General features: G+C 63.0%; 25 protein-coding genes. 15 read left to right on the top strand and 10 right to left on the bottom strand.

Annotation, left to right across the window (positions count from 1 at the left end):
• Window positions 1–46: 46 nt before the first annotated feature.
• The gene (locus FE851_RS02225; RefSeq protein WP_145199468.1) at window positions 47–997 is read right to left on the bottom strand and encodes an RcnB family protein; all 951 of its coding nucleotides are present in this window, start codon (window positions 995–997) and stop codon (window positions 47–49) included.
• A 243-nt stretch (window positions 998–1,240) separates the two neighbouring features.
• Between FE851_RS02225 and FE851_RS02230 the strand changes: the two genes are divergently transcribed.
• Window positions 1,241–1,780 (top strand): biliverdin-producing heme oxygenase, encoded by a 540-nt coding sequence (locus tag FE851_RS02230; RefSeq protein ID WP_017181498.1) that lies wholly within the window; start codon window positions 1,241–1,243, stop codon window positions 1,778–1,780.
• Window positions 1,773–4,337, top strand: coding sequence for an HWE histidine kinase domain-containing protein (locus FE851_RS02235; RefSeq protein WP_145199471.1), 2,565 nt, complete (start codon window positions 1,773–1,775; stop codon window positions 4,335–4,337). The genes FE851_RS02230 and FE851_RS02235 overlap by 8 nt, the downstream gene beginning before the upstream one ends.
• A gap of 10 nt (window positions 4,338–4,347) precedes the next feature.
• On the opposite strand, the gene FE851_RS02240 is transcribed toward FE851_RS02235, so the two are convergent.
• The 3 genes from FE851_RS02240 to FE851_RS02250 are packed head-to-tail and all read right to left on the bottom strand — an operon-like array spanning window position 4,348 to window position 6,621.
• Window positions 4,348–4,917: a (2Fe-2S)-binding protein gene (locus FE851_RS02240; RefSeq protein ID WP_145199475.1), complete on the bottom strand. Its 570-nt coding sequence runs from the start codon at window positions 4,915–4,917 to the stop codon at window positions 4,348–4,350.
• Complete coding sequence (locus tag FE851_RS02245) at window positions 4,914–5,396, bottom strand: DUF2721 domain-containing protein (RefSeq protein ID WP_017181495.1); 483 nt, start codon at window positions 5,394–5,396, stop codon at window positions 4,914–4,916. The genes FE851_RS02240 and FE851_RS02245 overlap by 4 nt, the downstream gene beginning before the upstream one ends.
• Before the next feature lie 16 nt (window positions 5,397–5,412).
• Window positions 5,413–6,621: an LL-diaminopimelate aminotransferase gene (locus tag FE851_RS02250; protein WP_017181494.1), complete on the bottom strand. Its 1,209-nt coding sequence runs from the start codon at window positions 6,619–6,621 to the stop codon at window positions 5,413–5,415.
• A gap of 143 nt (window positions 6,622–6,764) precedes the next feature.
• Here FE851_RS02250 and FE851_RS02255 point away from each other — a divergent pair, with 143 nt between their 5' ends.
• The 6 genes from FE851_RS02255 (at window position 6,765) to FE851_RS02280 (ending at window position 13,987) form a co-directional block, all read left to right on the top strand.
• On the top strand, window positions 6,765–8,504 hold the full coding sequence (locus FE851_RS02255; protein ID WP_145199477.1) for a PHA/PHB synthase family protein: 1,740 nt from the start codon (window positions 6,765–6,767) through the stop codon (window positions 8,502–8,504).
• 130 nt (window positions 8,505–8,634) lie between these two features.
• Window positions 8,635–9,465, top strand: a complete 831-nt coding sequence (locus tag FE851_RS02260; RefSeq protein WP_017181492.1) for a phasin family protein — start codon at window positions 8,635–8,637, stop codon at window positions 9,463–9,465.
• 168 nt (window positions 9,466–9,633) lie between these two features.
• Window positions 9,634–9,984 carry an ATP-dependent Clp protease adapter ClpS gene (gene clpS, locus FE851_RS02265; protein ID WP_409994467.1) on the top strand — a complete coding sequence of 117 codons (351 nt, stop codon included), beginning with the start codon at window positions 9,634–9,636 and terminating at the stop codon, window positions 9,982–9,984.
• Window positions 9,985–10,101: 117 nt separating this feature from the next.
• On the top strand, window positions 10,102–11,601 hold the full coding sequence (locus tag FE851_RS02270) for a catalase (RefSeq protein ID WP_107124296.1): 1,500 nt from the start codon (window positions 10,102–10,104) through the stop codon (window positions 11,599–11,601).
• 143 nt (window positions 11,602–11,744) lie between these two features.
• Window positions 11,745–13,532, top strand: coding sequence for a sensor domain-containing diguanylate cyclase (locus tag FE851_RS02275; protein ID WP_145199483.1), 1,788 nt, complete (start codon window positions 11,745–11,747; stop codon window positions 13,530–13,532).
• Between the two features lie 77 nt (window positions 13,533–13,609).
• Complete coding sequence (locus FE851_RS02280; protein ID WP_026002108.1) at window positions 13,610–13,987, top strand: MerC domain-containing protein; 378 nt, start codon at window positions 13,610–13,612, stop codon at window positions 13,985–13,987.
• A 56-nt stretch (window positions 13,988–14,043) separates the two neighbouring features.
• Here FE851_RS02280 and glpX read toward each other — a convergent pair whose 3' ends face one another.
• The gene (gene glpX / locus FE851_RS02285; RefSeq protein ID WP_026002107.1) at window positions 14,044–15,027 is read right to left on the bottom strand and encodes a class II fructose-bisphosphatase; all 984 of its coding nucleotides are present in this window, start codon (window positions 15,025–15,027) and stop codon (window positions 14,044–14,046) included.
• A gap of 118 nt (window positions 15,028–15,145) precedes the next feature.
• On the opposite strand from glpX, the gene FE851_RS02290 reads away from it, so the two are divergent.
• Entirely contained in the window at window positions 15,146–15,574 is a 429-nt protein-coding gene (locus FE851_RS02290) for a hypothetical protein (RefSeq protein ID WP_145199486.1), read from the top strand.
• A gap of 6 nt (window positions 15,575–15,580) precedes the next feature.
• Here the strand turns inward: FE851_RS02290 and FE851_RS02295 are convergent, their stop codons facing one another.
• Entirely contained in the window at window positions 15,581–16,885 is a 1,305-nt protein-coding gene (locus FE851_RS02295; RefSeq protein WP_145199489.1) for a homoserine dehydrogenase, read from the bottom strand.
• A gap of 85 nt (window positions 16,886–16,970) precedes the next feature.
• Complete coding sequence (locus FE851_RS02300) at window positions 16,971–17,747, bottom strand: hypothetical protein (protein ID WP_145199492.1); 777 nt, start codon at window positions 17,745–17,747, stop codon at window positions 16,971–16,973.
• Window positions 17,748–18,096: 349 nt separating this feature from the next.
• Here FE851_RS02300 and FE851_RS02305 point away from each other — a divergent pair, with 349 nt between their 5' ends.
• The 5 genes from FE851_RS02305 to FE851_RS02325 all read left to right on the top strand — a co-directional run bounded on the left by FE851_RS02305 (window position 18,097) and on the right by FE851_RS02325 (window position 21,205).
• Complete coding sequence (locus FE851_RS02305; protein WP_107124247.1) at window positions 18,097–18,756, top strand: energy transducer TonB; 660 nt, start codon at window positions 18,097–18,099, stop codon at window positions 18,754–18,756.
• 72 nt (window positions 18,757–18,828) lie between these two features.
• Window positions 18,829–19,584, top strand: coding sequence for a MotA/TolQ/ExbB proton channel family protein (locus FE851_RS02310; RefSeq protein WP_174302239.1), 756 nt, complete (start codon window positions 18,829–18,831; stop codon window positions 19,582–19,584).
• A gap of 115 nt (window positions 19,585–19,699) precedes the next feature.
• The gene (locus FE851_RS02315) at window positions 19,700–20,188 is read left to right on the top strand and encodes an ExbD/TolR family protein (protein WP_026002105.1); all 489 of its coding nucleotides are present in this window, start codon (window positions 19,700–19,702) and stop codon (window positions 20,186–20,188) included.
• A 24-nt stretch (window positions 20,189–20,212) separates the two neighbouring features.
• A complete protein-coding gene (locus FE851_RS02320; protein WP_017181480.1) occupies window positions 20,213–20,635 on the top strand; it encodes an ExbD/TolR family protein in 423 nt (140 codons plus the stop codon).
• 240 nt (window positions 20,636–20,875) lie between these two features.
• On the top strand, window positions 20,876–21,205 hold the full coding sequence (locus FE851_RS02325) for a PilZ domain-containing protein (RefSeq protein ID WP_019053545.1): 330 nt from the start codon (window positions 20,876–20,878) through the stop codon (window positions 21,203–21,205).
• Window positions 21,206–21,220: 15 nt separating this feature from the next.
• Here the strand turns inward: FE851_RS02325 and FE851_RS02330 are convergent, their stop codons facing one another.
• Window positions 21,221–23,008, bottom strand: a complete 1,788-nt coding sequence (locus FE851_RS02330; protein WP_145199494.1) for an ABC transporter transmembrane domain-containing protein — start codon at window positions 23,006–23,008, stop codon at window positions 21,221–21,223.
• A gap of 106 nt (window positions 23,009–23,114) precedes the next feature.
• Here FE851_RS02330 and dgcA point away from each other — a divergent pair, with 106 nt between their 5' ends.
• The gene (gene dgcA, locus FE851_RS02335; RefSeq protein ID WP_145199497.1) at window positions 23,115–24,089 is read left to right on the top strand and encodes an N-acetyl-D-Glu racemase DgcA; all 975 of its coding nucleotides are present in this window, start codon (window positions 23,115–23,117) and stop codon (window positions 24,087–24,089) included.
• A gap of 9 nt (window positions 24,090–24,098) precedes the next feature.
• On the opposite strand, the gene FE851_RS02340 is transcribed toward dgcA, so the two are convergent.
• Together FE851_RS02340 and FE851_RS02345 are read right to left on the bottom strand one after the other, a co-directional pair.
• The gene (locus FE851_RS02340) at window positions 24,099–25,247 is read right to left on the bottom strand and encodes a mechanosensitive ion channel family protein (RefSeq protein ID WP_145199500.1); all 1,149 of its coding nucleotides are present in this window, start codon (window positions 25,245–25,247) and stop codon (window positions 24,099–24,101) included.
• Window positions 25,248–25,264: 17 nt separating this feature from the next.
• Window positions 25,265–26,248, bottom strand: coding sequence for a DNA topoisomerase IB (locus tag FE851_RS02345; protein WP_026002104.1), 984 nt, complete (start codon window positions 26,246–26,248; stop codon window positions 25,265–25,267).
• Window positions 26,249–26,267 lie beyond the last annotated feature (19 nt).

Below are 26,267 nucleotides of genomic sequence, written 5' to 3' on the forward strand. Positions count from 1 at the left end.
ACCGCACCGGGGCCAGTATTCCTGAAGGCCACTTCAGGGAGCGCGATTACCAGAAAAAGTCATGGATCACGTCGACGACATAGCCGTCCCGAATGTCGACCAGCAGCGCATCGTCATAATAGCGGATCCAGCGCAGCGTGCCGTAAGCGGGCGGCAGGCGATAGGCATAGGGGTCGTTCAGCCAATAGCTGTTGGAATAGAGCAGGCTACTCAGCACGATACCCACAGAGAAACGGCGATAGCCATAGTCCCAGCCACGCGGCGCGTAGTAGCGGCCCAGACGGTACTGGTTGCCGTAGCGGTTGCGATAGCTGTTCCAGTCATAGCGCCTGTCCTGCCGCCAGCCCTGATTCCAGCGCTGCTGGTTGCTCCAGCGGGTGCGATCGTCATAGCGGCGGCCATTGTTCCAGTTGCCCACCACGCCCCGATTGTCGTTCCAGCGCCGGTCATCGCGCCGATCCTGGCGATAATCCCGCCGGTCGTCGCGGCGATCGTTGCGCCAGTCCTGGCGATCGGCGCGTTGGCCCTGGCGATAATCCTGCCAGTCATTGCGGCGATCGCCACGCCTGTCCTGCCGCGCATCCTGTCGATCAGGCGCGGCTACTACCGCAGAGCTGCCGGGATTAGATGTGTATAAGAGACAGCGCCTGTCCTGCCGCGCATCCTGTCGATCAGGCGCGGATACTACCGCAGAGCTGCCGGGATTCCGCCACGGGCGGTCGGCGCGGGGCTGCTGTACCGGGGCCTGGGGCGCCGGTGTCTGCGCAACCGCGCGGCTCTCTCTTTGTTGCCAGCGCTGCGCCTGCTGCCCTTCGCCGCCCATTGGGCGCTGCCCATTGCCGCGCCACTGATAGGCCTGACGGTCACCGCCGCCACGTTCTGCACGATCGCCGCGATTGCCACGGCCATTCTCATTGCTCTGGGCATAAGCGGGGGCGACACCGCTGAGCAGCGTTGCGGCCATGAGTCCCGTCAGCATCATCTTCCTGAACATCATCGTGACTTTCTTTGCGCGGGAACCTCCTGTCCCCTCATGCCGCCTTTCTAGGACGCGCGCGATGTCGCAAGTCTGAACCTGTCCGTCAGCCATTTGAAAGAATCGCGGGACGTAATGAACCCAAATCCCGCCTCGCGCGTTATTTCGTTTTCGTATCGGTCTGTCCGCTAAAAACGGCCGGACCCGGATCAAATGCTGATCCAGATCAGTGCAGGGTGCTTGCCCCCTCTATAGGACTGCCGAGTGAATAAATCTCCCCATGTCAGCGGCGTCCGTCAGGCCCTGCGCGAAGCTACCAGCGACAGTCATAGCCATGTTGATGGCCTATTTTCAGCCTATCGGCTTGATTCAGAAAGCGATTATGCTGCGTTCCTGACGGCCCATGCCCGCGCGCTGGGCGCGCTCGAATCGGTTGCGCGCCCCGAATCGCCGCGCCTGCCCATGATCGCGGCGGATCTCGCGGCGATGGATATGGCTATGCCCGCGCCCCTTTCACTCGCTGATCCCGATCGCGATGGCTATCGCTGGGGGCTGCTTTATGCGCTGGAAGGGTCGCGGCTAGGTGGCGCGATGCTCGCGCGCCGGGTCGCACCCGGCCTGCCACATGCCTATCTGTCCGCCGTCCATGGCAAGGGCGGTTGGGTCGCGTTTCAGCAGGCGCTCGATCGGGCAGCCGCTGACGGCGGCGAAGACTGGCTGGACGACGCCGTGCAGGGCGCGCAGGCCGCCTTCGCCCTTTTTGCCGCCGCAACCCGCGCTGAACTGGCCACTGCCCATGGCTGATGGCGGCGGTACAGGCGCGGACTTCGCCGTCAATCTGACCAATTGCGATCGGGAACCGATCCATGTGCTGGGCACGGTTCAACCTTTCGGTTTCCTGATCGCGCTGACCGCCGACTGGCTCGTGTCGCGCGTATCGGCCAACAGCGCTGCCTTCATTGGCCTGTCCCCGGACGACATGCTGGGCAAGCCGGTCAGCGACCTGCTGGATGCCGATGCCATCCATGCGCTGCGCAACCGCATCACCCTGCTGCGCGGCGCCGACTCGGTGGAGCGCATCTTCTCCCTGCCGCTGATGTCCGGCGGCGCGCCGTTCGATGTCGCCGTCCATTTTTCCGGTCCGCTGGTAGTGATAGAGGCCGAACCCGCCAGCGCCGACGAGATGGAAGCGAGCAGCACCGTTCGCTCCATGGTCGCGCGACTGGCGCAGGCCGATGGCATGACGGCTTTCCTGCGCGATGGTGCGCGACAGGTGCGGGCGCTGACCGGCTTTGACCGGGTGATGGTCTATCGCTTCGCCGATGGCGGCGATGGCGAAGTCGTGGCCGAAGCACTGCGGCCCGGCATCGACAGTTTCTTTGGCCTGCATTACCCCGCCTCCGACATTCCGGTGCAGGCGCGCGCGCTCTATCTGCGCAACATTTTCCGCGTGATCGCCGATGTTCATGCGCAGCCCGTGCCTATCGTCCCGACGCTTGATCCGACCGGCGCGGCGCTCGACATGTCGCTCTGCCTCACACGCGCGGTATCACCCATCCATATCGAATATCTGCGCAACATGGGGGTGGGGGCGTCGCTCTCCATCTCCATAATCGTCGAAGGGCGGCTATGGGGGCTGTTCGCCTGCCACCACTATGCCCCGCGCCTGCCGACCTTTGCCCAGCGCAGCGCGGCGGAACTGTTCGGCCAGATATTCTCGATGATGCTGGAAAGCCGCGAACGCGCGGAGACAGCCGACTATGAGGGCAAGGCGAGACAGGTTGCCGACCGGCTCATGTCGGCCGTGGCGCAGGATCATGACCTGCTGTCCAACGCGCGCTGGCTGGGCGACATCATCTTCGACACGATTCCGGCCGATGGCGTTGGTGTCTATATTGACGGGCAGATCAGCCTGTCGGGGCTGACCCCTGACACGGCGGCGTTTGCCGGCATCGTCTCGATGCTCAACCGCGTCGCCGCCAGTCAGGTCTATACGACCGATGCGCTTGGCCGCGTCCTGCCCGAAGCGGCCGCCTATGCCGATCGCGTTTCCGGACTGCTCGCCATTCCGCTGTCGCGCCGACCGCGCGACTATGTGGTCTTGTTCCGTGCCGAACAGTTGCGTGCGGTGCGCTGGGCGGGGAATCAGGACAAGCATATCGAATATGGCCCCAACGGCCCGCGGCTCACCCCGCGCAAAAGTTTCGAGGAATGGTCGGAACTGGTGAAGGGAACGGCACTGCCTTTCGCCCCCGCGCAATTGCGCGTCGCCGAAGCCCTGCGCACTGCGCTGCTTGAGGTCGTGCTGCGCCTGTCCGATTCAGCGGATGCGGAACGGCAGCGCGCGCATGAAAAGCAGGAATTGCTGATCGCGGAACTCAATCACCGGGTCCGCAACATATTGGCGCTGATTCGCGGGCTTTTGTCCCAGACGCGCAGCAGCGCCGTGTCGGTCGAGGATTTCATCGGCACGCTGGAAAGCCGCATCCACGCGCTGGCCCGCGCCCATGACCAGATCACTGCCGACCGCTGGAGCCCCGCGCGCCTCTATGACCTGATAGAGGTAGAGGCGGGCGTGTATCTGGGTGAACGGCGCGACCGGGTCCGGCTGTCTGGCCCCAATGTGCTGCTGACGCCTGGCTGCTTCACGGTCATGGCGCTGGTGATCCACGAAATGCTGACCAATGCCGCCAAATATGGCGCGCTGTCGGACAATGGCACCGTGACGATCGACTGGCGCGTGGATCAGGATGGCAGCCTGCTGATCGACTGGCGCGAAAGCGGCGGTCCGGCGGTGGTCGCGCCCACGCGGCGGGGTTTTGGATCGACCGTGATCGAACGATCCATCCCCTATGATCTGGATGGCCGCGCCGAAATCCACTACCGGCTGACCGGGCTGGAGGCGCATTTCTGCATCCCATCGACCCATGTCGTGTCGGTGCTGCCCGACGTCGTCGGCACGGATCGTGCGCGCCCCGTCATTGCCGTGACGCCTGCATTGCTCAAGGGGCGACACGTCCTGCTGGTGGAAGATAATATGATCATCGCCATGGACGGGGAGGACGCCCTGCGCGATCTGGGCGCGGATGTGACGACCGCCGCCACCACCGCCCGCGCGCGCGAAGCCCTTCAGCAGCATCCGGTCGATCTGGCGGTGCTTGATTTCAACCTGGGCGCGGAAACCAGCATGCCGGTGGCCGATCTGCTGGCGGAGCAGGGCATCCCCTTTCTGTTCGCGACCGGCTATGGTGACGGACTGGAACTGCCGGATCGCTTCGCCGATGTCACACTGGTCAAGAAGCCCTATTCGGGTGCGACGCTGGCGCAGGCGATGACGCCGCTGATCGGGGACGCAGCCTAGTCGGGCAGCGCTATCGCTTGGGCGCAGGCGCTGGTCGACCAAGTGCCGGGATCGTACGGGCCGCCTCCTCCGGGGTGATGCCCGGCGGCGGCGCGGCGGCGCCCTGATCGCCCGTGCCCGTATCTTCGCCCCGCATGATCCGCCCGGCCCGGCGGATCGCGCCGCGCAGCCGGGGATAGATGCCGCACCGGCAGATATTGGTGATCGCCGCGTCAATTTCCGCGTCGCTTGGATCATTGGTCCGGCGCAGCAGCACTGACGCCGCCATGATCATGCCGGGGATGCAATAGCCGCATTGCGACACATTGTCGGCGGCGAACGCCTGTTGCAGGGGATGACCGCGATCGGGCGACAGCGCTTCGATCGTGGTGACGAAACGCCCTTCGGTCTTGCCGATCGTCACCTGGCAGGAGCGTACCGCTTCCCCGTCTATATCCACCGTACAGGCGCCACAATCGCCCGTGCCGCAGCCATATTTGGTGCCGGTCAGGTTCGATGCGTCGCGCAGCGCCCATAGCAGCGGCGTGTCCGGGTCCATGCGATACTGGACTGGCCGGTCATTGACGGTGAAGCGCGTCATTCGGCGTCCGGCTCTTCCATCTCGGCCTTGTGGTACAGGACTTCGTTGCGGACGTGGATGATCTTCGATCCCAGCCGGATCTCCTGAATGAAGGTCGCAAAACCGCCCGCCTGCAACAGCATCGCCAGGCTGAACAATATGGCGATCGGCGTCCCCAGATGGGCGTCGAACAAATTGCCCGCAAACAGCAGGATGACGACCAGACAGACGGCGCAGGCGGACGCAACCGACAGGAAGATCGCCATATTGACGACGCTCATCCGCTGGTCGAGGACACGGATTTCATGCACCAGCCGGTCATGCTCGCGCCCGCGCGTGGTCAGGATCGCCGCCTCCACCGTCCGCGCCCGGTCGATGATCCGCGCAAGCCTGCTGACGGAGACATTCAGGAACGCGCCGATCCCGGCGAGCAGGAACACCGGGGCAAGCGCCAGCTGGATCGTCTGAGAGACCAGCGAAACCTGGGGAAGGGGGATCATGGCGCGACTGCGATCGTCAAGCCGCGCCCTTGGCTGGCGTATTGACGCCCATCGACTGAAGATATTTCTTCACGTTGCGGGCCGCCTGCCGCAGGCGCTGTTCATTTTCCACCATGGCGATGCGGACATAGCCTTCGCCATCCTCGCCATAGCCTACGCCCGGCGCAACCGCGACCTTGGCATGGGTCAGCAATTGCTTGGAAAATTCCAGGCTGCCCATATCCTTGAGCGCGGGCGGCAACGGCGCCCAGGCGAACATGGACGCGGGCGGGGCGGGGATGTCCCATCCGGCGCGGCCAAAGCTTTCGACCAGCACGTCGCGGCGCTTGTGGTACAGTTCGCGATTCTTCTGCACGATATCCTGCGGCCCGTTGAGCGCGGCGCAGGCCGCCGCCTGGATCGGCGTGAACGCGCCATAATCCAGATAGGATTTCACCCGGCTCATCGCCGCGATCAGTTGCTTGTTGCCGACCGCAAAGCCGATCCGCCAGCCCGCCATGGAATAGGTCTTGCTGAGCGAGGTGAACTCGATCGCAATGTCCTTCGCGCCGGGCACCTGCAAAATGGAGGGGGTCGGGTTGCCGTCATAATATAGCTCGGAATAGGCAAGGTCGGACAAGACCCACACCTTATTCTCCTTCGCCCAGGCGACCAGTCGCTCGTAAAAGGCCAGGTCCACCGTCTCGGCGGTCGGGTTGGATGGATAATTGACCACCAGGATCGACGGGCGCGGCACGGTGAAGGCCATGGCGCGGTCGAGCGAGCGGAAATAATTGTCGTCCGGCGTCGTCGGCACCGACCGGATGGTCGCGCCCGCCAGGATGAAGCCGAACATATGGATCGGATAGCTGGGGTTGGGGGCCAGCACGACATCGCCCGGCGCCGTGATCGCGGTGGCCAGGCTCGCCAGACCTTCCTTGGATCCCATGGTCACGACGACCTCGGTTTCCGGGTCGACATCCACGCCGAAGCGGCGGCCATAATAATTGGCCTGCGCCTTGCGGAGGCCCGGAATCCCCTTCGACTGGGAATAGCCATGGGCGTCGGGCTTGCGCGCTACCTCGACCAGCTTGTCGATGACATGGGACGGCGGCGGCAGATCGGGATTGCCCATGCCCAGGTCGATAATATCCTCTCCCGCCGCGCGCGCGGCCGCCCGCATCGCGTTCACTTCGGCGATGACATAGGGGGGCAGGCGTTTCATGCGGTAGAATTCTTCGGACATTTTGGGGGCTTTCCTGAAAGCGCTCGGTAGGGAATAGTGCGTGTCGCGCCGTTGCCGCGTCACAATCTGGCTATAACCGGCCAGCTTGCGCCGCGCCAGAAAAAGCGATGCGATGAAACGATGCCAGGAACAGGAGAGTGGCCATGGATAAAGCCGACATCATGGAGCCGCATCTGCCTACGCTGGAACAGATGCAGCAATGGACCCACGCAATTGGTCAGGCCCAGCAACTGATGCTGGAACAGGCGGCGGGCGCTGCGGGCCAGACGCTCCCCTTTTCGCCCGAAACGGTGGCGCGTATCCAGACGAGTTTCGCTGACGAAGGGCTGGCGATGTGGCAGCGCTTCATCGATTCAGGCGGTATGTTCCGCGACAAGCCCGAACCTGTGCCCGCCGACAGCCCGGCCGCGCGCAAGGACCGCCGCTTTGCCGATCCCGCCTGGACCCAGCACCCCTTTTACGACCTGATCCGGCAAAGCTATCTGCTCGTTTCGGACTATATGCTGCAACTGGCCGATGCCGTTGACGGCGTCGATCCCAAGCAGAAGGCGAAGCTGCGCTTTGCGACCAGCGGCATGCTCGATGCGCTTTCGCCCTCCAATTTCCCGCTGACCAACCCGACCGTGGTGGAAAAGACGATCGAGAGCGGTGGCGAAAATCTGGTCAAGGGCTTGCAGCATATGCTGGCCGATCTGGAAAAGGGCCAATTGACCCATACCGACGGCACCCAGTTTGAACTGGGCGTCAATATCGCCGCGACGCCTGGCAAGGTCATCCACGAAACCCCGCTCTACCAACTTATCCATTATGCGCCTTCCACGCCGGATGTGCTGGCGACGCCGCTCATCATCTTCCCGCCATGGATCAACCGCTTCTATATCCTCGACCTCAGCCCGCAGAAAAGCTTTGTCAAATGGGCGGTGGATCAGGGGATCAGCGTGTTTCTGGTCTCCTGGAAATCCGCCGACGCATCGATGAAGGATCTGATCTGGGACGATTATATCCTGCGCGGCCAGATCGACGCGATCGATACGGTGCGCGATCTGCTGGGCGTGCCGAGCGTACATACGATCGGCTATTGCGTCGCGGGCACCACGCTGGCGGCAACGCTGGCGCTGCTGGCCGCGCGCGGGGAAGGGGGCAAGGTGGCGAGCGCGACCTTCTTCACCGCCCAGGTCGATTTCAGCCGGGCAGGCGACCTGACCCTGTTCATCGATGATGAACAGATGAAGCTGGTCGACCAATTGTCATCGCAGGGGTTTCTGGACGGACGCTATATGGCGCTCACCTTCAACCTGCTGCGCGGTCGCGACCTGATCTGGAACTATGTCGTCAACAATTATCTGTTGGGGCAGGATTATCCGCCGTTCGACCTGCTCTACTGGAATGGCGACACGACCAATCTGCCCGCTCGCTGGCACAGGGATTATCTGACCCAGCTCTATCGCGACAATCTGCTGGTGGTGCCCGGCGCCATCACGGTAGACGGCACGCCGATCGATCTCACGAAAGTCACGACGCCCGCTTATGTGCAGGCGGGGAAAGAGGATCATATCGCGCCGCTGGAAAGCGTGTGGAAGCTTACCGAAAATCTGTCTGGGCCGGTCCGCTTCCTGCTGGCAGGGTCGGGGCATATCGCCGGAGTCATCAATCCTCCGGCGGCGCAGAAATATCAATATTGGGCGTGCGAGGATAGCCAGCCGACGCTCGACGCCTTCCTGACCGCGGCGCAGGAAACCAAGGGCAGCTGGTGGCCCGACTGGCGCGCCTGGATCGAACGACTCGATCCGCAAACTGTCCCGGTCAAAGGGGCGCGTGTGCCGGGCAAGGGCCGGCTGAAGGCGGTGGAAGATGCCCCAGGACGCTATGTAAAAGCGCGGTAATCGCGCTTTTTCCAGACCTTGGAACGCCTCCTCCGCCCTGCCGCGTGACGCTTTTGTTGCAGCGCACAATAAGTCTTGCAATCACATCGCAAAGCGACTATTGTGCACTGCAACAAATGGAGGAAAGTCCATGGCCGTAACACCCAAGACCGGACGCAGCGCCCCGCGCGCTAAAAGCGCATCGACGACCTTGTCGGCCAGCGAAGCGCTCAAGGCTGCCGAAGCGGCGATTGCCCCCGCACCCAAGAAAGCGCCCCCGCGTAAGGCGGCGGCGTCCAGCGTGAAAGCAATCGACGCCAATCCCGCTGCCGTTGTTGCAGCGACGACCGCCGTCGACGCGCCGCCGCTTCCGGAACCGGTTGCCGAACCAGAGGCGCAGGCGCCCGTAGACGCCACGCCGCCTGAGGCTCCGGCCGAACCCGAAATGACCAAGAGCTTGCCCGAGCAGGCCGAACCGTTCGCACTCAAGACGCTGTCCGCCATAGAAGGAACCAAAACGATGAACGACGTAATCGAAACCGGCAAGAAGTTCGCTGAAGACGCCAAGGCGAAGCTGGAAACCGTTTATGCCGACATGAACGAAAAGGCGAAGGCCAGCGTCGAAAAGTCGACCAAGGCCATCGAAGAATTCAGCGACATCGCCAAGGGCAATGTCGAAGCGATGGTCGAATCCGGCAAGATCGCAGCCAAGGGCATGGAAACCCTGGGCCAGGAAGCTGTCGATTACAGCCGCAAGAGCTTCGAAAAGGCGACCGCCTCTTTCAAGTCCTTCGCGACCGTCAAGACCCCGACCGAATTCTTCCAGCTGCAAAGCCAGATGTTTTCGAGCAGCTTTGACGATTTCACCAAGGAAGCCGCCAAGAGCAGCGAAGCGATGATGAAGCTGGCCAGCGACGTTGCCAGCCCGCTGACCGCCCGCGTGACCGTGGTGACCGACAAGGTGAAGTCGCTCGCTGCCTAAGCGATCGGACGAACAGCATCAGGGCGCGCTCTCCATATCGGGGGGCGCGCCCTTTTTGCGGTCTGCAAAATTGATGGTTACCATCGCATCCAGCCATGGCGGCCCCTTGCCATGGGCTGGCAAATTGCCATATCCTCGACCATCATGACCAGCATTTTGACAGCATCTATGATCCCCGCGACGATGACGGGGGAGGATCGGGACGATCCGGGCGATGGCACCGGTCCTAGCGTCGGCATCGCCACGCGCACCCGGACCCGCACGAAAAAGCCGTCTCTCTACAAAGTGCTCATGCTCAACGACGATTACACGCCGATGGAATTCGTCGTGCACGTCCTCCAGCAATTTTTCCGCATGGATATGGAGCAGGCGACTCGCGTGATGCTGCACGTCCATCAGCGCGGCGTGGGCGTATGCGGGATTTTCAGCTATGAAGTGGCCGAAACCAAGGTCAATCAGGTGATGGATTTCGCCCGGCAGAACCAGCATCCGCTGCAATGCACGCTGGAAAAGGCCTGATCGCCGACCTGCGCCCGATTTACCGTAAAATTCGATCAGTCAGCATGTTTTAATCAATTTCTCTGGAACCTGAGCGCCGCTTATCCTTTCATCATTCGCAATATGAGGATGATGACCATGGCCGATAAGCCCCTAATGACGACCAGCGGCGGCGCGCCGATCGCTGATAATCAGAACAGCCTGAGCGCTGGCCCGCGCGGCCCCCTGCTGTTGCAGGACTATCAGTTGCTGGAAAAGCTGGCCCACCAGAATCGCGAACGCATCCCCGAACGCGTCGTCCATGCCAAGGGCTGGGGCGCACATGGCACGCTGACCATCACCGGCGACATCAGCAAATATACCAAGGCGAAGGTGCTGCAACCGGGCGCGCAAACGCCGATGATCCTGCGCTTTTCGACTGTCGCTGGCGAAGCGGGCGCGGCCGATGCAGAGCGGGACGTGCGTGGCTTTGCGATGAAATTCTACACGCCCGAAGGCAATTGGGATCTGGTCGGCAACAATACGCCAGTCTTTTTCGTGCGCGATCCGCTGAAATTCCCCGATTTCATCCACACGCAAAAGCGCCACCCGCGCACCAATCTGCGCTCTCCCACAGCGATGTGGGATTTCTGGTCGCTCAGCCCGGAATCGCTGCATCAGGTGACGATCCTGATGTCCGATCGCGGTCTGCCGACGGACGTGCGCCACATCAACGGCTATGGCAGCCATACCTTCAGCCTGATCAACGACGCCAATGAGCGTTTCTGGGTCAAATTCCACTTCAAGACGATGCAGGGCCACAAGCATTGGACCAATGAGGAAGCGGCGCAGGTCGTGGGCCGCACCCGTGAATCGACGCAGGAGGATTTGTTCGAGGCGATCGAGCGCGGAGAGTTTCCGAAGTGGAAGGTCCAGGTGCAGATCATGCCCGAACTGGATGCCGACAAGACGCCCTACAATCCGTTCGACCTGACCAAGGTGTGGCCGCATGCGGACTATCCGCCGATCGACATTGGCGTGATGGAGCTGAACCGCAACGCAGACAATTATTTCGCGGAAATCGAGCAACTGGCGATGTCGCCATCGAACATCGTGCCAGGCATCGGCTTTTCGCCCGACAAGATGCTTCAGGCGCGAATCTTCAGCTATGCCGACGCCCATCGCCACCGCATCGGCACCCATTATGAGGCATTGCCGGTCAATGCTCCCAAATGCCCGGTGCATCATTATCACAAGGATGGGGCGATGCGCTTCACCCCCAATAATCCCAATCCGGCTGCCTATTATGAGCCGAACAGCTTTGGCGGACCGGTCGAGGACAATAAGTTTCTGGAGCCGCCGCTGCGGATTTCCGGTGATGCAGACCGTTGGAACCACAGGGAGGGCAATGACGATTTCAGCCAGCCCCGCGCCTTGTTCGAACTGTTCGATGCGGGCGAGAAGGACCGGCTGTTCGCCAATATCGCCGCGGCCATGGGCGACATTCCCGACTTTATCGAGGAACGCCAGTGCAAGCTGTTTGACGCCGTCCATCCCGATTATGGGGCCGGCGTGCGGGCTGCGCGCGCGAAGATCAAGGATCGCAATCCGTCCATCTCGGCGCCAACCGATGAATTGCTGTCCGACGCATCGGCCTGACGGCGCGGCCAGATTTGCATGACGATCGACCCCGGCGCCTGACACGTGCCGGGGTTTTGCGTCGCTATTACAGGGGCTTTCCCCGATCGCGGGCATTCATGGTGAGCAAATATTAAGGATGCCGCGCTAGCCTCCCCGCCAATATGCAACGGTCCGCTCTTCGTCACTCCTCCTCGATCTTCGCGCCTGTTGTCACTGGCAGCGTCTATTTCATCGTGGCGACAATGGCGTTGCTGATCTCTCGTTTTGAAGGCGGCCTTGCCTTCATCTGGGGCGCCAATGCCTTTTTGATGGCGGAGTTGCTGACGTCGCGCACCCGCTACTGGCCGCGCGCGATCATGGCCTGCGCCATCGCCAGCACTTTGGCGACTGCGCTGTTCGGCATGGGGCCATTGGCCGCGATCCCCATGGCGGCGATCAACGTCGTCGAATCGCTGATCGTGGCGATCATCTGTCGCCGTTTCGTGCCGGATCGCCGGATCATCGGCGCGATTCGTCCCCTCGTGGTGTTCATCATCGCCCTATGCGGCGTCGCCAATGTCGTTGCCGGAATTATGGCGGCGACGGTCGCCTCCTTCGTCACGTCCGTGCCGTTCGGTGCATCCTGGCTGCAATGGTACAGCGGCCATGTGCTGGGCGGGCTGACATTCGCGCCGATCCTGATCCTGCTGTTGCAGGGCGAATGCGGGCGCTGGCTGCGGGATACGCCGAAGCGGGTCAAGGTCGAGGCCATCGTGCTGCTCGCGCTGTTCACGCTGGCCATCGTCCATGTGTTTTTCTGGGCCAGCTATCCGCTGCTGTTCGCGCCACTCCTGCCGCTGGTCCTGATTGCCTTTCGCACCGGGCAGGTGGGTGCGGCGGCCTCCATCATCATCCTGGCGGTGGTTGGGGGAGCGGCGACCGTGCAAGGGCTCGGCCCGCTGAACCTCGTTCCCGGAACGGTCGGCGCGCGGGTGCAATATTTCCAATTCTACATCGCGCTCAGTTTTCTGCTCAGCATGCTGATCACGGCCGAACTCAACAGCCGTCGCCGCCTGTTCCTGATGTTGCACGACAGCGAGGCGCGGTATCGCGCCATTGCCGAACATAGCGGCGATGTGGTGCTCAACATCGGCGTGGACGGTATCATCCGTTACGCCTCGCCATCGGCCGCTGAACAGATTGGCTGCGCGCCGGACCTGTTGATCGGCCAGTCCGCTGCCCATCTGGTCGATCCAAAGGACCGGAGGATCGTCATCGCCACGCATCGCCGCGCGCTGGCCAATCCCGGCGTCAGCCACACCGTCGAATTCCGGTCCCTGCTGTCCGGCGGCGATCCGCAATGGTGCGAAATGGTGAGCCGCGCCGTGGTTGACGAACGGGGCGTCGCCAGTGGCGTCGTAAGCATGATCCGCGACATGTCCCGGCACAAGGCGCGCCAACAGGCCCTGCAAGACGTCGCATCGCATGACTCGCTGACCGGTGCGGATAGTCGCGGCGCCTTCCTCGAAAAGCTGGAAGCGGAAATCCTGCGCGCACGCCATGGCGCGCGGTCCTGTCTGTTGTTGATCGACATAGACCATTTCAAGGCGGTCAATGACCGCTATGGCCATGGCGCCGGCGACCGGGTGTTGAGCGCTTTTGTCGAACGGCTGCGGCCGGGATTGCGGGGCATCGACAGCATCGGACGTCTGGGTGGCGAGGAATTTGCGATACTGCTCGTCGATAGCGACATTGATCGGGCCAGCATGATCTGTGAACGGCTGCGCGCTCGCATGGTCGCGCCGATTCCTGTGGGGGAGGCGGGGAGCGAAGCCATCTCCGTGACCTTCAGCGCCGGACTGGTCCGACTGGACGGTGGGTCAACGCGATCGGCGATGCTGGAGGCCGCTGACAAGGCGCTCTATCGCGCCAAGCATAGCGGCCGGAACTGCCTGCGCCTGGCGGCTTAGCTGCTTTTGGGGCCATCGCGCATAAATCATGATGATATGTTGTAACTTATAACGGTTTGGCCTATGTAGCGACCAGCATGTCGCAGACCATTCGCCACTTTCTGATGTCCGGTCGTCTCGATCGCTTTGCGATCGCGCTGTCGGGCCTATGTCTGGCGCATTGCTTCATCACGGCTGTCGTGCTGGGCCTGCTGGCGACGGCGGGCGGTATTTTTGAAAGCCCGATCTTTCACGAAGCGGGACTGGTGCTGGCCATATTGATGGGCGCGATCGCGCTCGGCCATGGCGCGCTGGTCCATCGGTTCATGATGCCCGCGGCGATCGGAGCGCTCGGTCTTGGGGTGATGGCAGGCGCGCTGACCATGGACCATGGCTGGCAGGAAAGCGTCTACACGCTGATCGGCGTCGGCATCCTGGCACTAGGGCACGATCTCAACCACCGCGCCGGGCGCTAGGCCCACAAAAAAGGGAGCCATCCGACTCCCTTTCCCTATGTTCGGCTCTCTGTCGCTCAAACCGGCTTGTGGTTCAGCCGATGTTCGCCCTTCACCCAACGTACCGTGCCGGTGCTGGCGCGCATCACCACGCTCTCGGTCGTCAGCTTGCCACCCGGCAGCCGCTTGACCCCGTCGAGCAACGACCCGTCAGTAACCCCGGTGGCGGCAAAGATGCAGTCGCCCTTGGCCAGTTCCTTCAGGTCATAAATCTTGTCGAGATCGGTGATGCCCCATTTGCGGGCGCGCTGCTTTTCATCCTCGTTACGGAACAGCAGCCGCCCTTTGAACTGCCCGCCGACACAGCGCAGCGCGGCGCAGGCCAGCACGCCTTCGGGCGCGCCGCCCGACCCCATATAGATGTCGATCGTGGTTTCAGGATCGGTCGTGGCGATCACCCCCGCGACATCGCCATCGGGGATCAGCATGATGCCGCAGCCGATCGCGCGCAGTTCCGCAATCAGTTTTTCATGGCGCGGCCGGTCCAGCACGCACACGATGATGTCGGACGGTTCCACGCCCTTTGCAGCGGCGACCGCCTCGACATTCTCCTTGGCTGACCGGCTCAGGTCGATCACGCCGTCGGGATAGCCCGGCCCTACCGCCAGCTTGTCCATATAGACGTCGGGCGCGTTGAGCAGTCCGCCCTCTTCGGAAATCGCCAGTACCGCCAGCGCGTTCGGACCGGCCTTGGCAGTGATGGTCGTGCCTTCCAGCGGGTCGAGCGCGATGTCGATCTTGGGTCCGGTGCCGATCGCATTGCCGACCTTCTCGCCGATATAGAGCATCGGCGCTTCATCGCGCTCACCTTCGCCGATGACGACGGTGCCGTCCATATAGAGGTCGTTGAAGGCCAGGCGCATGGCTTCTACGGCGGCAGCATCGGCTGCCTTTTCATCGCCCCGGCCGATCAGCTTGGAAGCGGCAATGGCCGCCGCTTCGGTGACGCGGACCATTTCCAGCACCAGAACGCGATCCAGCGTCGAACTTGCCTGTACCATCTTCATCCCTCTGCCTATCCTTATGGCCAGAGCGGATAGGCCGTTGCCCCGTCCTTGTCGAGCGACGAAGGAGGCCGGTCATCATGCGGCCATGATTGCATGATGAACAGGCAGGGCGATGAAAGCTCTGGCCAGCATCCTCCTTCTCGCCGCACCGGTAACCGCCCATGCGGCGGATGAAGAATTGATGGCCGCGTATCGCAGCAAGACCCAAGTGATAAAACCCTGTGACCGCAGCGGCGATGCGATCGTCGTGTGCGGCAACCGGGCCGAGCGCAATGCCCGCGAACGCTTGCCCCTGCCGCGCGACCCGGCGCAAAATGGCGGCATCGTGCGGGGGGATGCGCCACGGGCTTCGGCGGCGGCCGTGCGGCAAGGCAGTTGCGGCGTGGTTGGCGGACAGGGGACAGGCTGCGTCGGCGGCCTGTCGCTGTTCAAGGTGGCGGATGTCATGGCCAGGACTATCACCGCCATCATCGATCCTGACGCGGATCTCGCGCCGCCACCGCCACTGCCCGATCGCTTTGAGGGCGCCGGGCAACATTAGCGTCGTTCAATCCAGAATATGCATCACCATCGGCGTGCCGATCAGGCTGTCCGATCCGGCCAGGCGATCGAGCGTGTCGCGGATGCAGCGTTCCTCGCCCGCATGGGTGACGATGGCGACCAGCACGCCATCATCCTGATGCGCGCCGCGCTGGATCATGCTTTCGATAGACACGCCTGCGTCGCGGGTAGCGGCTGCGATTTCCGCCAGCACGCCGGGGCGGTCCTGCACCATGAAGCGCAAATAGGTGCGGCCCACCCTTGCGCCAGCATCAGCGGTATTTTGCGGCGTCAGCGCGGCGACGGGCATGGCGAAGGCATCGCCATATTCGTCGCGCGCGACATCGATGAGGTCGGCGACCACGGCCGATGCTGTCGGCCCATCGCCCGCGCCACGGCCCTGGAAGAAGAGGCGACCGACAAAATTGCCCTCCGCCACCACGGCATTCAACGATCCATCGACATGGGCCAGCGGATGGTCGAGCGGCACGAGCATCGGGTGGACTCGCTGGAACAGCCCGTCCGCGCCGTTTTGGGCCATGCCGACCAGCCGGATGCGGAAACCCAGCGCAGCGGCCTCGGCAATGTCGGCGGCGATGACATGACGAATGCCGGTCGTGGCGACGGCGGCGAAATCCAGTTCGGTGCCAAAGGCCAGGCTGGCGAGGATGGTCAGCTTGTGCGCCGCATCGACGCCGTCAATGTCGAAACTGGGGTCGGCCTCGGCATAGCCCAGTTCCTGTGCTTCCTTCAGTACCTCGTCAAAGCCCCGGCCTTCCTTTTCCATCGTGGTCAGGATGTAAGTGCAGGTGCCGTTGAGAATGCCGTAGACGCGCGATATTTCGTTCGCGGCAGCGCCTTCGCGCATGCCCTTGATCACCGGGATGCCGCCAGCAACCGCAGCTTCATATTTGAGCGCAATGCCACCCTTTTCGGCCAGCCGGGCAAGGTCCAGCCCATGATGGGCCAGCATCGCCTTGTTCGCGGTGACGAACGGCTTGCCCGCATTTAGGCAGTGGCGCGCCAGCGTCAGCGCCGGACCATCCGACCCGCCGATCAGTTCGACCACGACGTCAATATCGTCGCGCGTCGCCAGGCTGTTCATATCGTCCACCCATTCATAGGGGGACAGGTCGACGCCGCGATCCTTGTTCCGGTCGCGCGCCGAAATCGCGACGACCTGAACCGGGCAACCCGCACGCCGGGCAATCAGGGCCGCATTGGTGTTGAGCAGCCGGATGACGCCTCCGCCCACCGTGCCTAGGCCGACGAGCGCGACGCGCAGCGGGGCATGGCGGTGCAGATTGGTCATAGGGGCGTCTTTCTCTATAATCAGCGCGGATGATGAAGCCCGCGCTGATAGCGACAGGTGCGCGTGGGTCCAAGCAAAAGCTGTATCAGGCGGGCGTCCGCGTCCGTCCGCACGGGCCAAGCGCGTCGATCACCACGCGATAGTCTGCGCGGGCCGCTTCGGCGTCCTGCACGGACAGGGTCCGCACCGCGCGGGCGGGCAGGGCAGGGGGCAGCGTGCAGGCCAGGCGATACCAGAGCAGGCTGCCCGGCGCCGGCGCCTTCGCCGCTTCGTCGACAATCTCGCCCAGCGCCACTGCCCAGCGGGGCTGCTCGCCGGGCCGACGGAGGATCGAGAGCGAGACGGGGTCGCCATTTTCGGTACGCAGGAAAATCTGGGTCTCGCCCTCGCCAGCCACCGTGCCGGCAACATGGAAAGCATCGCCCAATCCCAGGATGCGGGGCGGCGCATCGCGTGCGACCAGCGCGGACAATATGGTTTTCACCCGCTCGATTTCTGCGGGCGTAGCCGGGATCTGCGCGTCGCGGGCAACCAACTGGATCTGGCCGGGCCGCCCGCCGGGCCGTGCGAACAGGATGACCTGCGCCTTTTTCAGTTTCGGCAATTTGCCGCGGGCGTCGACAGGCGCATCGTAGAGCCAGCTTACAAGGGGTGCGATTCCCGCCTCGCCGCGAATCAAACCCATGACGTCGCCTTCCACAAACAGCCGTTTATGGCCCGCCGGGACGTCCCCGGCCTGTTCGGGATTCAACGGAATGATGTTGCGGATTCGCACATGGGCCACTAGCGGCGCGGTGTCCGCCAGGTCGACAATGTCGGCGTAGGACAAGCCGGTGGCGGCGGGCGCTGAGCGCGTTGTCATCGGAAGATGTTGCGCTAAAACAGGGAAAACCGGGAGATTTACGGCTGAAATGAGGCATGGCAGCGCGAGCCGGTAAAGCAGGGTGGAGGATTTCATGATCAGCTTCGTCCTATATTTTTGGCTCGTGGCAAGGATGTCACAGGCAAGTCATTCCGCTATGAAATGGTAACCGCAAATGAACATATCGATAAAGCGTTTGCGTGCCACGATGTGCCGCGATAGGAGTTTGTGCGGTAGCAATTGGACGGACAGTGGCCGAAGGTGGCCGGGATAGCCCGGTCGGCTTGGGTCGTTTTTGGCTGATTTGTATAAACCACTGGTAAGATGAGTTAAGGAGTGTCGTTGCCGAATGGCCTATGCTGACCACTCGCAAGGATCGAGTCGGACCGTCTCGATCATCATCGTCGCCCTGATTCACGCTGTTCTTGGCTATGCCTTCGTCACCGGTCTTGGCATGAAATATGTCAAAAAGGCGGCAGAACAGCTGAACGTGATCGACGTGAAGGAAGAGCCGCCACCACCGGACGAGGAGCCGCCACCGCCGCCGCCAGACCAGCCGGTCGAGCCGCCGCCGGTCGTGGCCCCGCCGCCGATCGTGCAGACCCCGGCGCCTGCGCCGACCATGACTGTAGTTAGGACGCCTCCTCCGGTGTTCAACCCCGTCCCGGTCGCAGCCCCGCCCCCGCCGCCGGCCCCACCGCCGCCGCCTGTCGCCGCAACCCGCGCAACGCCGCGCAGTTCGCCCGGCAGCTGGCTCAGCGATGCGGACTATCCGAGCCGCGCCCAGCGCGAAGAACGCTCGGGTACGGCCGGGTTCCGCCTGCAAATCGGTGCGGACGGTCGGGTAACCGACTGCACCATCACCTCCTCGACCGGCCACCCGGATCTCGATGAGGCGACCTGCCGCCTGCTGCCGCGTCGTGCGCGGTTCAAGCCGGCCAAGGGGTCTGATGGTGCGGAAATGCCCGATACGTACAATGGCCGTATCACCTGGCGTCTGCCGGAATAATCCAAACGGGCAAGGCGTGCGCCCGGCGCCGCCTCGCTCTAGCTTGATCTCATTGAGAGGGAAGTCTTGAACATGTTGATGTATCTCGCAGCTGCGGCGCCGAAGCCGGAAAACCCCTATGGCCTGATGGAAGCTCTGGAACAGGGCGGTACCATCGCCTGGACCGTGTTCATCATTCTGTGCGGCATGTCGGTCGGCACTTTCTACATTCTGTTCACCAAGCTGATCGAACAGCAGAAGGTGATCAACCAGGGCAAGAAGGTCCGCGCGACCTTCTGGCGCGCCGCCAACATCAAGGAAGGTTCGGCCAAGCTGGAAAAGAACTCTGCCTACAAGCAGATCGTCGATGACGGCATCAAGGCGCAGGAAGAACATACCAAGCTGACCGATCCGGTCGAAGCCCATGACTGGCTGCACGGTTCGCTCGGTCGTTCGGAAGCCGCGATCAACTCGTCGCTGGGCGGCGGTCTCGCCTTCCTCGCAACCGTTGGTTCGACCTCGCCGTTCATCGGTCTGTTCGGTACGGTTATCGGCATTTATCGCGCGCTGATCAAGATCGGTGCAGCCGGTCAGGCGTCGATCGACGCGGTCGCCGGTCCCGTCGGTGAAGCGCTCATCATGACCGCCCTGGGTCTGGCCGTGGCCGTTCCCGCGGTGCTCGCCTACAACTTCCTGCAGCGCCGCAACAAGTCGATCGCCGAACAGCTGAACGGCTTCACGGTCGATCTGCTGGCCTATCTGGTGTCGAACGGCGCGGTTAAGCCCAGCGTTGCTCCGGCTCCCGCCGCACCTGCTGCCAAGCCGGTTGCTGCGCCGACCAAGGCCTGATTGTCTTGAGATGCCGGCGTGGGAACCGGGTGGCCGCTGCGACTACCCGGTTCCCCGCCGACCATGGCCCTCGCGATGGTGAGGCGCCATCGACACCAATGTTAGGATATTATCAATGGCAATGAGTGTTGGCCCCGGCGGCGGTGACGACAAACCGTTGTCCGACATCAACACGACGCCGCTCGTCGACGTCATGCTGGTGTTGCTCATCATCTTTCTTATCGCGGTTCCGGTCGTCGTCCAGACGGTCGAACTGCAACTTCCCAAGGTGGCGTTCGAGCCGACCACGACGAAGCCGGAAAATGTCTCCCTCTCGGTCACGACCGGTTCGGACGGCAGCTGCGCAGTGTATTGGAATTTGACCAAGGTTGATTCCAGCGATCTGCTCAACCGCGCGGTGGCGAAGCTCGAAGCGGACATCAAGAAGGCAGGCGGCGTCGAAAATATGACGCCCGAAGACATGCCCGAAGTGCATATCCGTGGCGACATCAACACCCCCTACCGGTGCATCGGCGGTACGATCTATACGATGCAGCGCGCCGGTTTCCCCAAGGTGGGCTTCATCTCCGAGCCGGAACCCGGCACGACGACGACCCGCCTCTGACCGGCTGATTAAGGAGATTTCGCTATGGCCATGAGCATGGGTTCCGATGAAGGCGAACCGATGATGGAAATGAACACGACGCCGTTGATCGACGTCATGCTCGTTCTCCTCATCATGTTCATCATCACGATTCCGATCCAGACCCACGCGGTCAAGATCGACCTGCCGCAGAACGCACCGCCGACGAACACCCCGATCGATCCGGTGAAGAACAAGGTCGCCATCGATTCTGCCGGGGTCATCACCTGGAACGGTTCGGCGATCGATCTGCTGACCCTGCGTCAATATCTGCAGCAGTCGCTGCGCCTGCCGGTCGAGCCGGAACTTCAGTTCCAGCCGAACGCGCAGACCCGCTATGTCACCGTTGATGAGGTGCTGGCGGAGATCAAGCGTGCGGGCGTGACGAAGCTGGGCTTTGTCGGCAACGAACAATATGGCAACTTCTAAACGCTGATTGCCTGTGTCTGTCCGCCTGCACTAAGACTTCCCGTTTTTCCGGGCGGGCAGGGCGGCATCCGAGTTTTGATATTGCCGATATTTCAGGGGTCGCCTTCGGGTGGCCCCTTTTTTGTGCGCTCGGACCCGCCAGGCCGACCCGCGAGCACGCCCGCTTCAAGGCGGACTTATTAACGCTTTGCTTACGCCGATCGTCGATAATGGCAGTGGAAGGGCGGGCGATAGCGAACCATGAGCGCCGACAGACAGACTGATGTGGACCGAAAGGCACGGCTGGCAGAGCGCAGCTATGTGCAGATCGGTGTGCGTATTCGTCGTCCTGGCGAAACCTGGTTCAGCAGCCGCATAGCCGACGTATCCGTCACTGGCTTTCGCCTTCAAAGCTTCATGAAACTGACCTGTGGCAGTGAATTATGGGTCATGCTGCCGGGCTTTGAAGGGCGTCGCGCCCGCGTCTTGTGGACGCGCGGCCATGAAGCGGGTTGCGCCTTCGAACGCCCGCTGCATCCCGCAATCCTTGATCATATCGTCAAGCTGAGCAGCGGCTCCGCTCTCGCCTGAGCAGGGCGCCCCGGATCAGGCCGAGGGCGCATCCTGAAACTGCAAGCTCGCCAGACGCGCATATAGGCCGCCCTGCGCCACCAGCGCGGCATGATCGCCCTGTTCCACGATCCGTCCTTCGTCCAGTACGATGATCCGGTCGGCGGCGCGCACGGTCGCCAGCCGATGGGCGATGACGATAGTCGTGCGCCCCTCCATCAACCGACCGAGCGCATCCTGCACCAAACGTTCCGATTCGGCGTCCAGCGCAGACGTGGCTTCATCCAGCAGCAGGATCGGCGCGTCGCGCAACAGCGCACGTGCGATCGACAGTCGTTGCCGCTGCCCGCCCGACAGGCGCGTACCCGCTTCCCCCATCGGACTGTCCAGCCCCTGTGGCAGCGCGCGCAGGAATCCCTCCGCATTGGCGGCGCGCGCCGCGTCCCAGATCTGATCGTCGGTCGCGTCCCACTGCCCATAACGCAGATTGTCGCGGGCCGATGCCGCAAAAATCACGCTGTCTTGCGGCACCATCGCCATCATCGCGCGCAATGCAGCCGGGTCGGCCTGCGGCAAGGGGACATCATTCAGCCGGACAGTACCGGACGTGGGATCGTAGAATCGCAAAGCCAGCTGGATCAGCGTCGATTTGCCGGCGCCAGAAGGCCCGACCACCGCTACCGTCTCGCCGGGCGCAACGTCGATCGACACGCCATTGAGCGCCGCCTGATCGGGCCGGGTGGGGTAATGGAAACGCACATCATCAAATGTCAGCCGCGCGCCGGACACGGCGGTCGGAATGATCGTCGGGCTTTCGGGGGGCAAAATGTCGGGCGTCGCTGTCATCAACTCATGCAGGCGGCTGGCCGCGCCAGCACCCCGCAGCAGATCGCCCCAGCTTTCAGACAAGGAGCCGAACGCGCCCGCCACCAGCCCGCCAGTCAGCACGAACGCTGCGATGCTGCCCCCGGACAGCTTGCCCGCCGCGACATCCAGCGCGCCCTGCCACATGACCGCCGTGATCGATCCGAACACCAGCGATATCACCACCGCCGTCATGATCGCCCGCAACCGGATGCGGCGGCGCGCCGTGTCGAACCCCTTTTCGACCGTCGCGTCAAATCGCGCCGCCTCGCGCCGTTCCTGCCCGAATGCCTGAACGATTTTCATCGCCGCCAGCACTTCATTGGTCACGCTGCCTACATCGGCGAGCCGGTCCTGGCTGGCGCGGGACAGGGCCCGCACCTTGCGGCCCAGGCTCAGTAGCACCAGCAGGATGACGGGGATGCCCAGCAGCAGCATCGCCGCCAGCTTGGGCGCAAGCGCGAACAGATAGATGAGGCCGCCAACGCCGGTGACCATGTTGCGCAGCGCGATCGACACGGTCGATCCGACCACCTGTTCGACGACAGCCGTATCGGCGGTCATGCGCGATGCGATTTCGGAGGGGCGGTTTTCCTCGAAAAAGCGCGGCGCCTGTCGCAGCAGATTGGCCTGTGTCGCGCTGCGAATATCCGCGACCACCCGCTCGCCCAGCCAGGACACGAAGTAAAAGCGCAGCGCGCTCGCCACCGCCAATATGATGACGATCAGCAGCAGATATTCAAACCAGCGGCTGATGTCGCCGCCCCCCATGAAGCCCCGGTCGATCACCAGCCGGAAGCCGCTGGGGATGCCCAGCGTCGCCGCCGACGACACGATCAGCGCGATCAGCGCGCCTGCAATGCGCCCCGGATAGCACTTCGCGAAACCCCACAGCATTGTCAGGCTGCCGAGCGCGGGACGGCCGCTGGCGCGCGGCGACGGGGTGGGTGTGTCCTCCATGCGCGGCGCTTAGCAGGCTGCCCGCAATGCCTCAATGGGGCGGGGCTGGTGGCGCGCGCGACTTTCGCGCATAGGCGGGCGATCCGTTCACGCATTGGAGCCGCCAATGATCCACCTATTGTCCGCGACCGTCGAACGCTGGCCGGTCGCAGGCGCGTTCATCATCAGCCGCGGGGCCAAGACCGATGTGGACGTGGTCGTCTGCACCGTTGGCGATGGCACCTATGTCGGCCGCGGCGAAGGAACGGCAATCTATTATGAGGGCGAGACGGCGGAAGGGTGTGCGGCGGCGATCCGCGCCTATGCCGGTCCGCTCGACCGGCAGTCGTTGCTGACGCATATGCCACGCGGCGCGGCGCGCAATGCGCTCGATTGCGCGCTATGGGATCTGGAGGCAAAGCGCGCGGGTGCGCCGGTCTGGCAACTTGCCGGCCTTTGCCAGCCCGCGCCGCTGCCGACCGCTTTCACCATCAGCCTGGGCGATCCGGCAACGATGGAGGCTGCCGCCAGGACGGCGGCCGGGCGCGGTTTTGCCCTGCTCAAATGCAAGCTGACGGGCGAGGGCGACCGGGCGCGCATCGCCGCCGTGCGGGCGGGCGCACCGGACGCGCGACTGATCGTCGATGCCAATGAAAGCTGGCATGATCTCGATATTGCGGCGGAGGCGCAGGCGCTGGCCGACCTTGGCGTCGAAATGGTCGAACAGCCCGTGATCCATGGTCAAGAGGTGGCGCTGGCCGGGGTCCGTGCGCCCTTGCCGCTGTGCGCGGATGAAAGCTGCCATACCAGCGCGGACCTTGAGCGGCTTGGCGACTTTGACGCGGTGAACATCAAGCTGGACAAGGCCGGTGGCCTGACCGAAGCGCTGGCGCTGCGTCAGGCGGCGCGGGACCGAGGGTTTCGCGTCATGGTCGGCTGTATGCTTGGCACCTCGCTTGGCATCGCGCCCGCCGCGCTGGTGGCGCAGGGGGCGGACTGGATCGACCTTGATGGCGCGCTGCTTCTGGCGCGGGATCGCGACGGGGCGCTGACGCTGGCCGATGGCCTGCTTCAGCCCGGCAGCCTGTGGGGCGCGGGCTGACGCCGCAGTTCAGACACCACGTACCGGCTGCACTTCTGCATAGGGCATGATCATCTGTCCGTCCGGTGCGGCGGTGAAGGTCGTCTGGGTCGGATAGGCAAATTCCAGCCCGGCATCATTGAACCGCTGCAATATGGCCAGGCCGACCTTGTGCCGCACCTGGTAGATCGAATCCCAGTCCGGTAGATACACGTCGAAATCTACTTCGAAATCCAGGCTGGATGCGCCGAAATTGACAAAGCCGGATCGGACGAAATTGCCACCATGGGATTCGATGATCTCCTTGAGAATGTCGGGGATCTGCGCAGCGAGTTGAGGCGGGGTCTGGTAAATGACGCCGATGGCAAATTTGATGCGGCGGTGATCCAGCGTGAAATAGCTGGTGATTTCCTTCTGCAACAGATTGGCGTTGGACATCACTTTCTTTTCGCCCGTTATGGCGCGCATCCGCGTGGATTTCAGGCCGATCTTTTCGACCGTCGCGGTTGTGGTGTCATAGGTAATCGTTTCGCCCCGGCGGAACGGCTTGTCGAAAATGATCGACAGCGCGGCGAACAGGTCGGAAAAAATCCCCTGCGCGGCCAGACCAATGGCGATGCCGCCGATGCCCAGACCCGCGACGAGGCCGGTCACATTGACACCCAGATTGTCCAGCACGACGATGGTGGCGATCGCGAACAGGGCGAATGTCACCAGAACGCGGATCAGGCCCATCGCATTGGCCAGCGTTTCGCCCTGACCATCCTCAGCCAGCGTCTTGCGCTCGATCAGCCCCAATATGATTTCCCGCGCCCAGATCGCGCCCTGCAACACGGCCGCGATGGTGAACAGGAAGGCGATGGTCTTGAACAGCGCGGCGGGCGGATCGGCATAGCCAGCGACCAGCTTGGCCGCGACCATCAGCATGAAGAAATGGGTGGTGCGCGCAACAGCACGGCCCAGCACATTGGTATAGCCAAGCGGGTCGCCAAAGTCGCCGCGCCACCTTTTGCCGAACTGGCGCAGGGCGGTCAGCGCGAGATAGATGAGAATGCCTGCGCCAATGGCGATGGCGATCTGGACATAATGGACCGACAGCCATTCGCTGGTCGATCGCCACATCTCGACAAGATCGGGGGTATGCACTTTTACGGCGGCGGGTTCAGTCGTGTTGGCCATGTCGGTCCTGTTAGCGTTTATCCGGCAAGCGTGTCGAGAAATGCGATGAGTCCGCGCTCTTCGCGAGACAGATAGCGTGTACGGCGCGGCAGGCGAAGCCCGGCGCGCCATTCGTCCTGTCCATCCTTGCACAATTCCAGCAGCGCAGGGTGGACATAGCTTTTGCGGCTGATCGCTGGCGTGTTGCCGAGCGCGGCGGCCACTGGCTCCAACAGGGCCTTCATCGACACCGGCCCTGCGGCCAAAGTGGCAAAGGCAATGGTCGATGCGCCCCAGGTGCGGAAATGCTTGGCGGTGAAGGCACCGCCCATGGCCTGCGCAATATAGGCGTTCACATCGCTCGACGTGATCGGGCGGGCATCGCCATCCTCATCCAGATATTGGAAGAGATGCTGGCCGGGCAAATCCTGCACATTCCGTACGAAGCGCACCAGCCGCCTGTCGGTCAGCGTCACCAGATGCTGCTTGCCCGACTTGGCGCGATAGCGCAGCGTCAGCGCCTTGCCGGTCAGGTCGACATGACGGCGGCGCAGCGTCGTCGCGCCGAAACTCTTGTTAGTAGTGGCATAATATTCATTACCCACGCGCAACCGGCCCAAATCCAGCAGCCGCACGACCGCGGCGATCGTCCGCTCCTTGCGCAATCCGCGCCGCGACAGGTCCGCCTCCATTTGCGCCCGCAATTTCGGCAGGGCGCGACCGAACGCGGCGCAGCCTTCATATTTTTGTGCGTCCCGCCCGGCGCGGAATTCCGGATGATAGCGATATTGCTTGCGGCCCCGCTCGTCATGTCCCGTCGCCAATATATGGCCATGGGGCATCGGGCAGAACCAGCAGTCGCGATAGGCGGGCGGTAGCGCGATGGCATTCAGCCGATCAATCTCTTCGCGATCGGCGATGCGGCATCCGTCGGGCTGATAATAGCCCCAGCCATTTTTGAGAGCGCGTCGCGAAATGCCGGGGATGCTGTCATCCACATGGATGAGGGGTTGGCTGGCCATATTTTCCTTCTCATGGCCA

The organism is Sphingobium sp. B2 (genome assembly GCF_007693735.1).
Classification (GTDB): domain Bacteria; phylum Pseudomonadota; class Alphaproteobacteria; order Sphingomonadales; family Sphingomonadaceae; genus Sphingobium; species Sphingobium xenophagum.

Coding starts and splice junctions, on each gene's coding strand:
- FE851_RS02245 (WP_017181495.1), bottom strand. CDS start 5,396: ATGATCCCCCTTCCCCAGGTTTCGCTGGTCTCTCAGACGATCCAGCTG.
- FE851_RS02250 (WP_017181494.1), bottom strand. CDS start 6,621: ATGTCCGAAGAATTCTACCGCATGAAACGCCTGCCCCCCTATGTCATC.
- FE851_RS02345 (WP_026002104.1), bottom strand. CDS start 26,248: ATGGCCAGCCAACCCCTCATCCATGTGGATGACAGCATCCCCGGCATT.
- FE851_RS02325 (WP_019053545.1), top strand. CDS start 20,876: ATGAGCGCCGACAGACAGACTGATGTGGACCGAAAGGCACGGCTGGCA.
- FE851_RS02235 (WP_145199471.1), top strand. CDS start 1,773: ATGGCTGATGGCGGCGGTACAGGCGCGGACTTCGCCGTCAATCTGACC.
- FE851_RS02260 (WP_017181492.1), top strand. CDS start 8,635: ATGGCCGTAACACCCAAGACCGGACGCAGCGCCCCGCGCGCTAAAAGC.
- dgcA (WP_145199497.1), top strand. CDS start 23,115: ATGATCCACCTATTGTCCGCGACCGTCGAACGCTGGCCGGTCGCAGGC.
- FE851_RS02225 (WP_145199468.1), bottom strand. CDS start 997: ATGATGTTCAGGAAGATGATGCTGACGGGACTCATGGCCGCAACGCTG.
- FE851_RS02320 (WP_017181480.1), top strand. CDS start 20,213: ATGGCCATGAGCATGGGTTCCGATGAAGGCGAACCGATGATGGAAATG.
- FE851_RS02255 (WP_145199477.1), top strand. CDS start 6,765: ATGGATAAAGCCGACATCATGGAGCCGCATCTGCCTACGCTGGAACAG.
- FE851_RS02310 (WP_174302239.1), top strand. CDS start 18,829: ATGTTGATGTATCTCGCAGCTGCGGCGCCGAAGCCGGAAAACCCCTAT.
- FE851_RS02330 (WP_145199494.1), bottom strand. CDS start 23,008: ATGGAGGACACACCCACCCCGTCGCCGCGCGCCAGCGGCCGTCCCGCG.
- FE851_RS02275 (WP_145199483.1), top strand. CDS start 11,745: ATGCAACGGTCCGCTCTTCGTCACTCCTCCTCGATCTTCGCGCCTGTT.
- FE851_RS02295 (WP_145199489.1), bottom strand. CDS start 16,885: ATGACCAATCTGCACCGCCATGCCCCGCTGCGCGTCGCGCTCGTCGGC.
- FE851_RS02240 (WP_145199475.1), bottom strand. CDS start 4,917: ATGACGCGCTTCACCGTCAATGACCGGCCAGTCCAGTATCGCATGGAC.
- FE851_RS02270 (WP_107124296.1), top strand. CDS start 10,102: ATGGCCGATAAGCCCCTAATGACGACCAGCGGCGGCGCGCCGATCGCT.
- FE851_RS02280 (WP_026002108.1), top strand. CDS start 13,610: ATGTCGCAGACCATTCGCCACTTTCTGATGTCCGGTCGTCTCGATCGC.
- glpX (WP_026002107.1), bottom strand. CDS start 15,027: ATGGTACAGGCAAGTTCGACGCTGGATCGCGTTCTGGTGCTGGAAATG.
- FE851_RS02315 (WP_026002105.1), top strand. CDS start 19,700: ATGGCAATGAGTGTTGGCCCCGGCGGCGGTGACGACAAACCGTTGTCC.
- FE851_RS02340 (WP_145199500.1), bottom strand. CDS start 25,247: ATGGCCAACACGACTGAACCCGCCGCCGTAAAAGTGCATACCCCCGAT.
- FE851_RS02300 (WP_145199492.1), bottom strand. CDS start 17,747: ATGACAACGCGCTCAGCGCCCGCCGCCACCGGCTTGTCCTACGCCGAC.
- FE851_RS02305 (WP_107124247.1), top strand. CDS start 18,097: ATGGCCTATGCTGACCACTCGCAAGGATCGAGTCGGACCGTCTCGATC.
- FE851_RS02290 (WP_145199486.1), top strand. CDS start 15,146: ATGAAAGCTCTGGCCAGCATCCTCCTTCTCGCCGCACCGGTAACCGCC.
- clpS (WP_409994467.1), top strand. CDS start 9,634: ATGATCCCCGCGACGATGACGGGGGAGGATCGGGACGATCCGGGCGAT.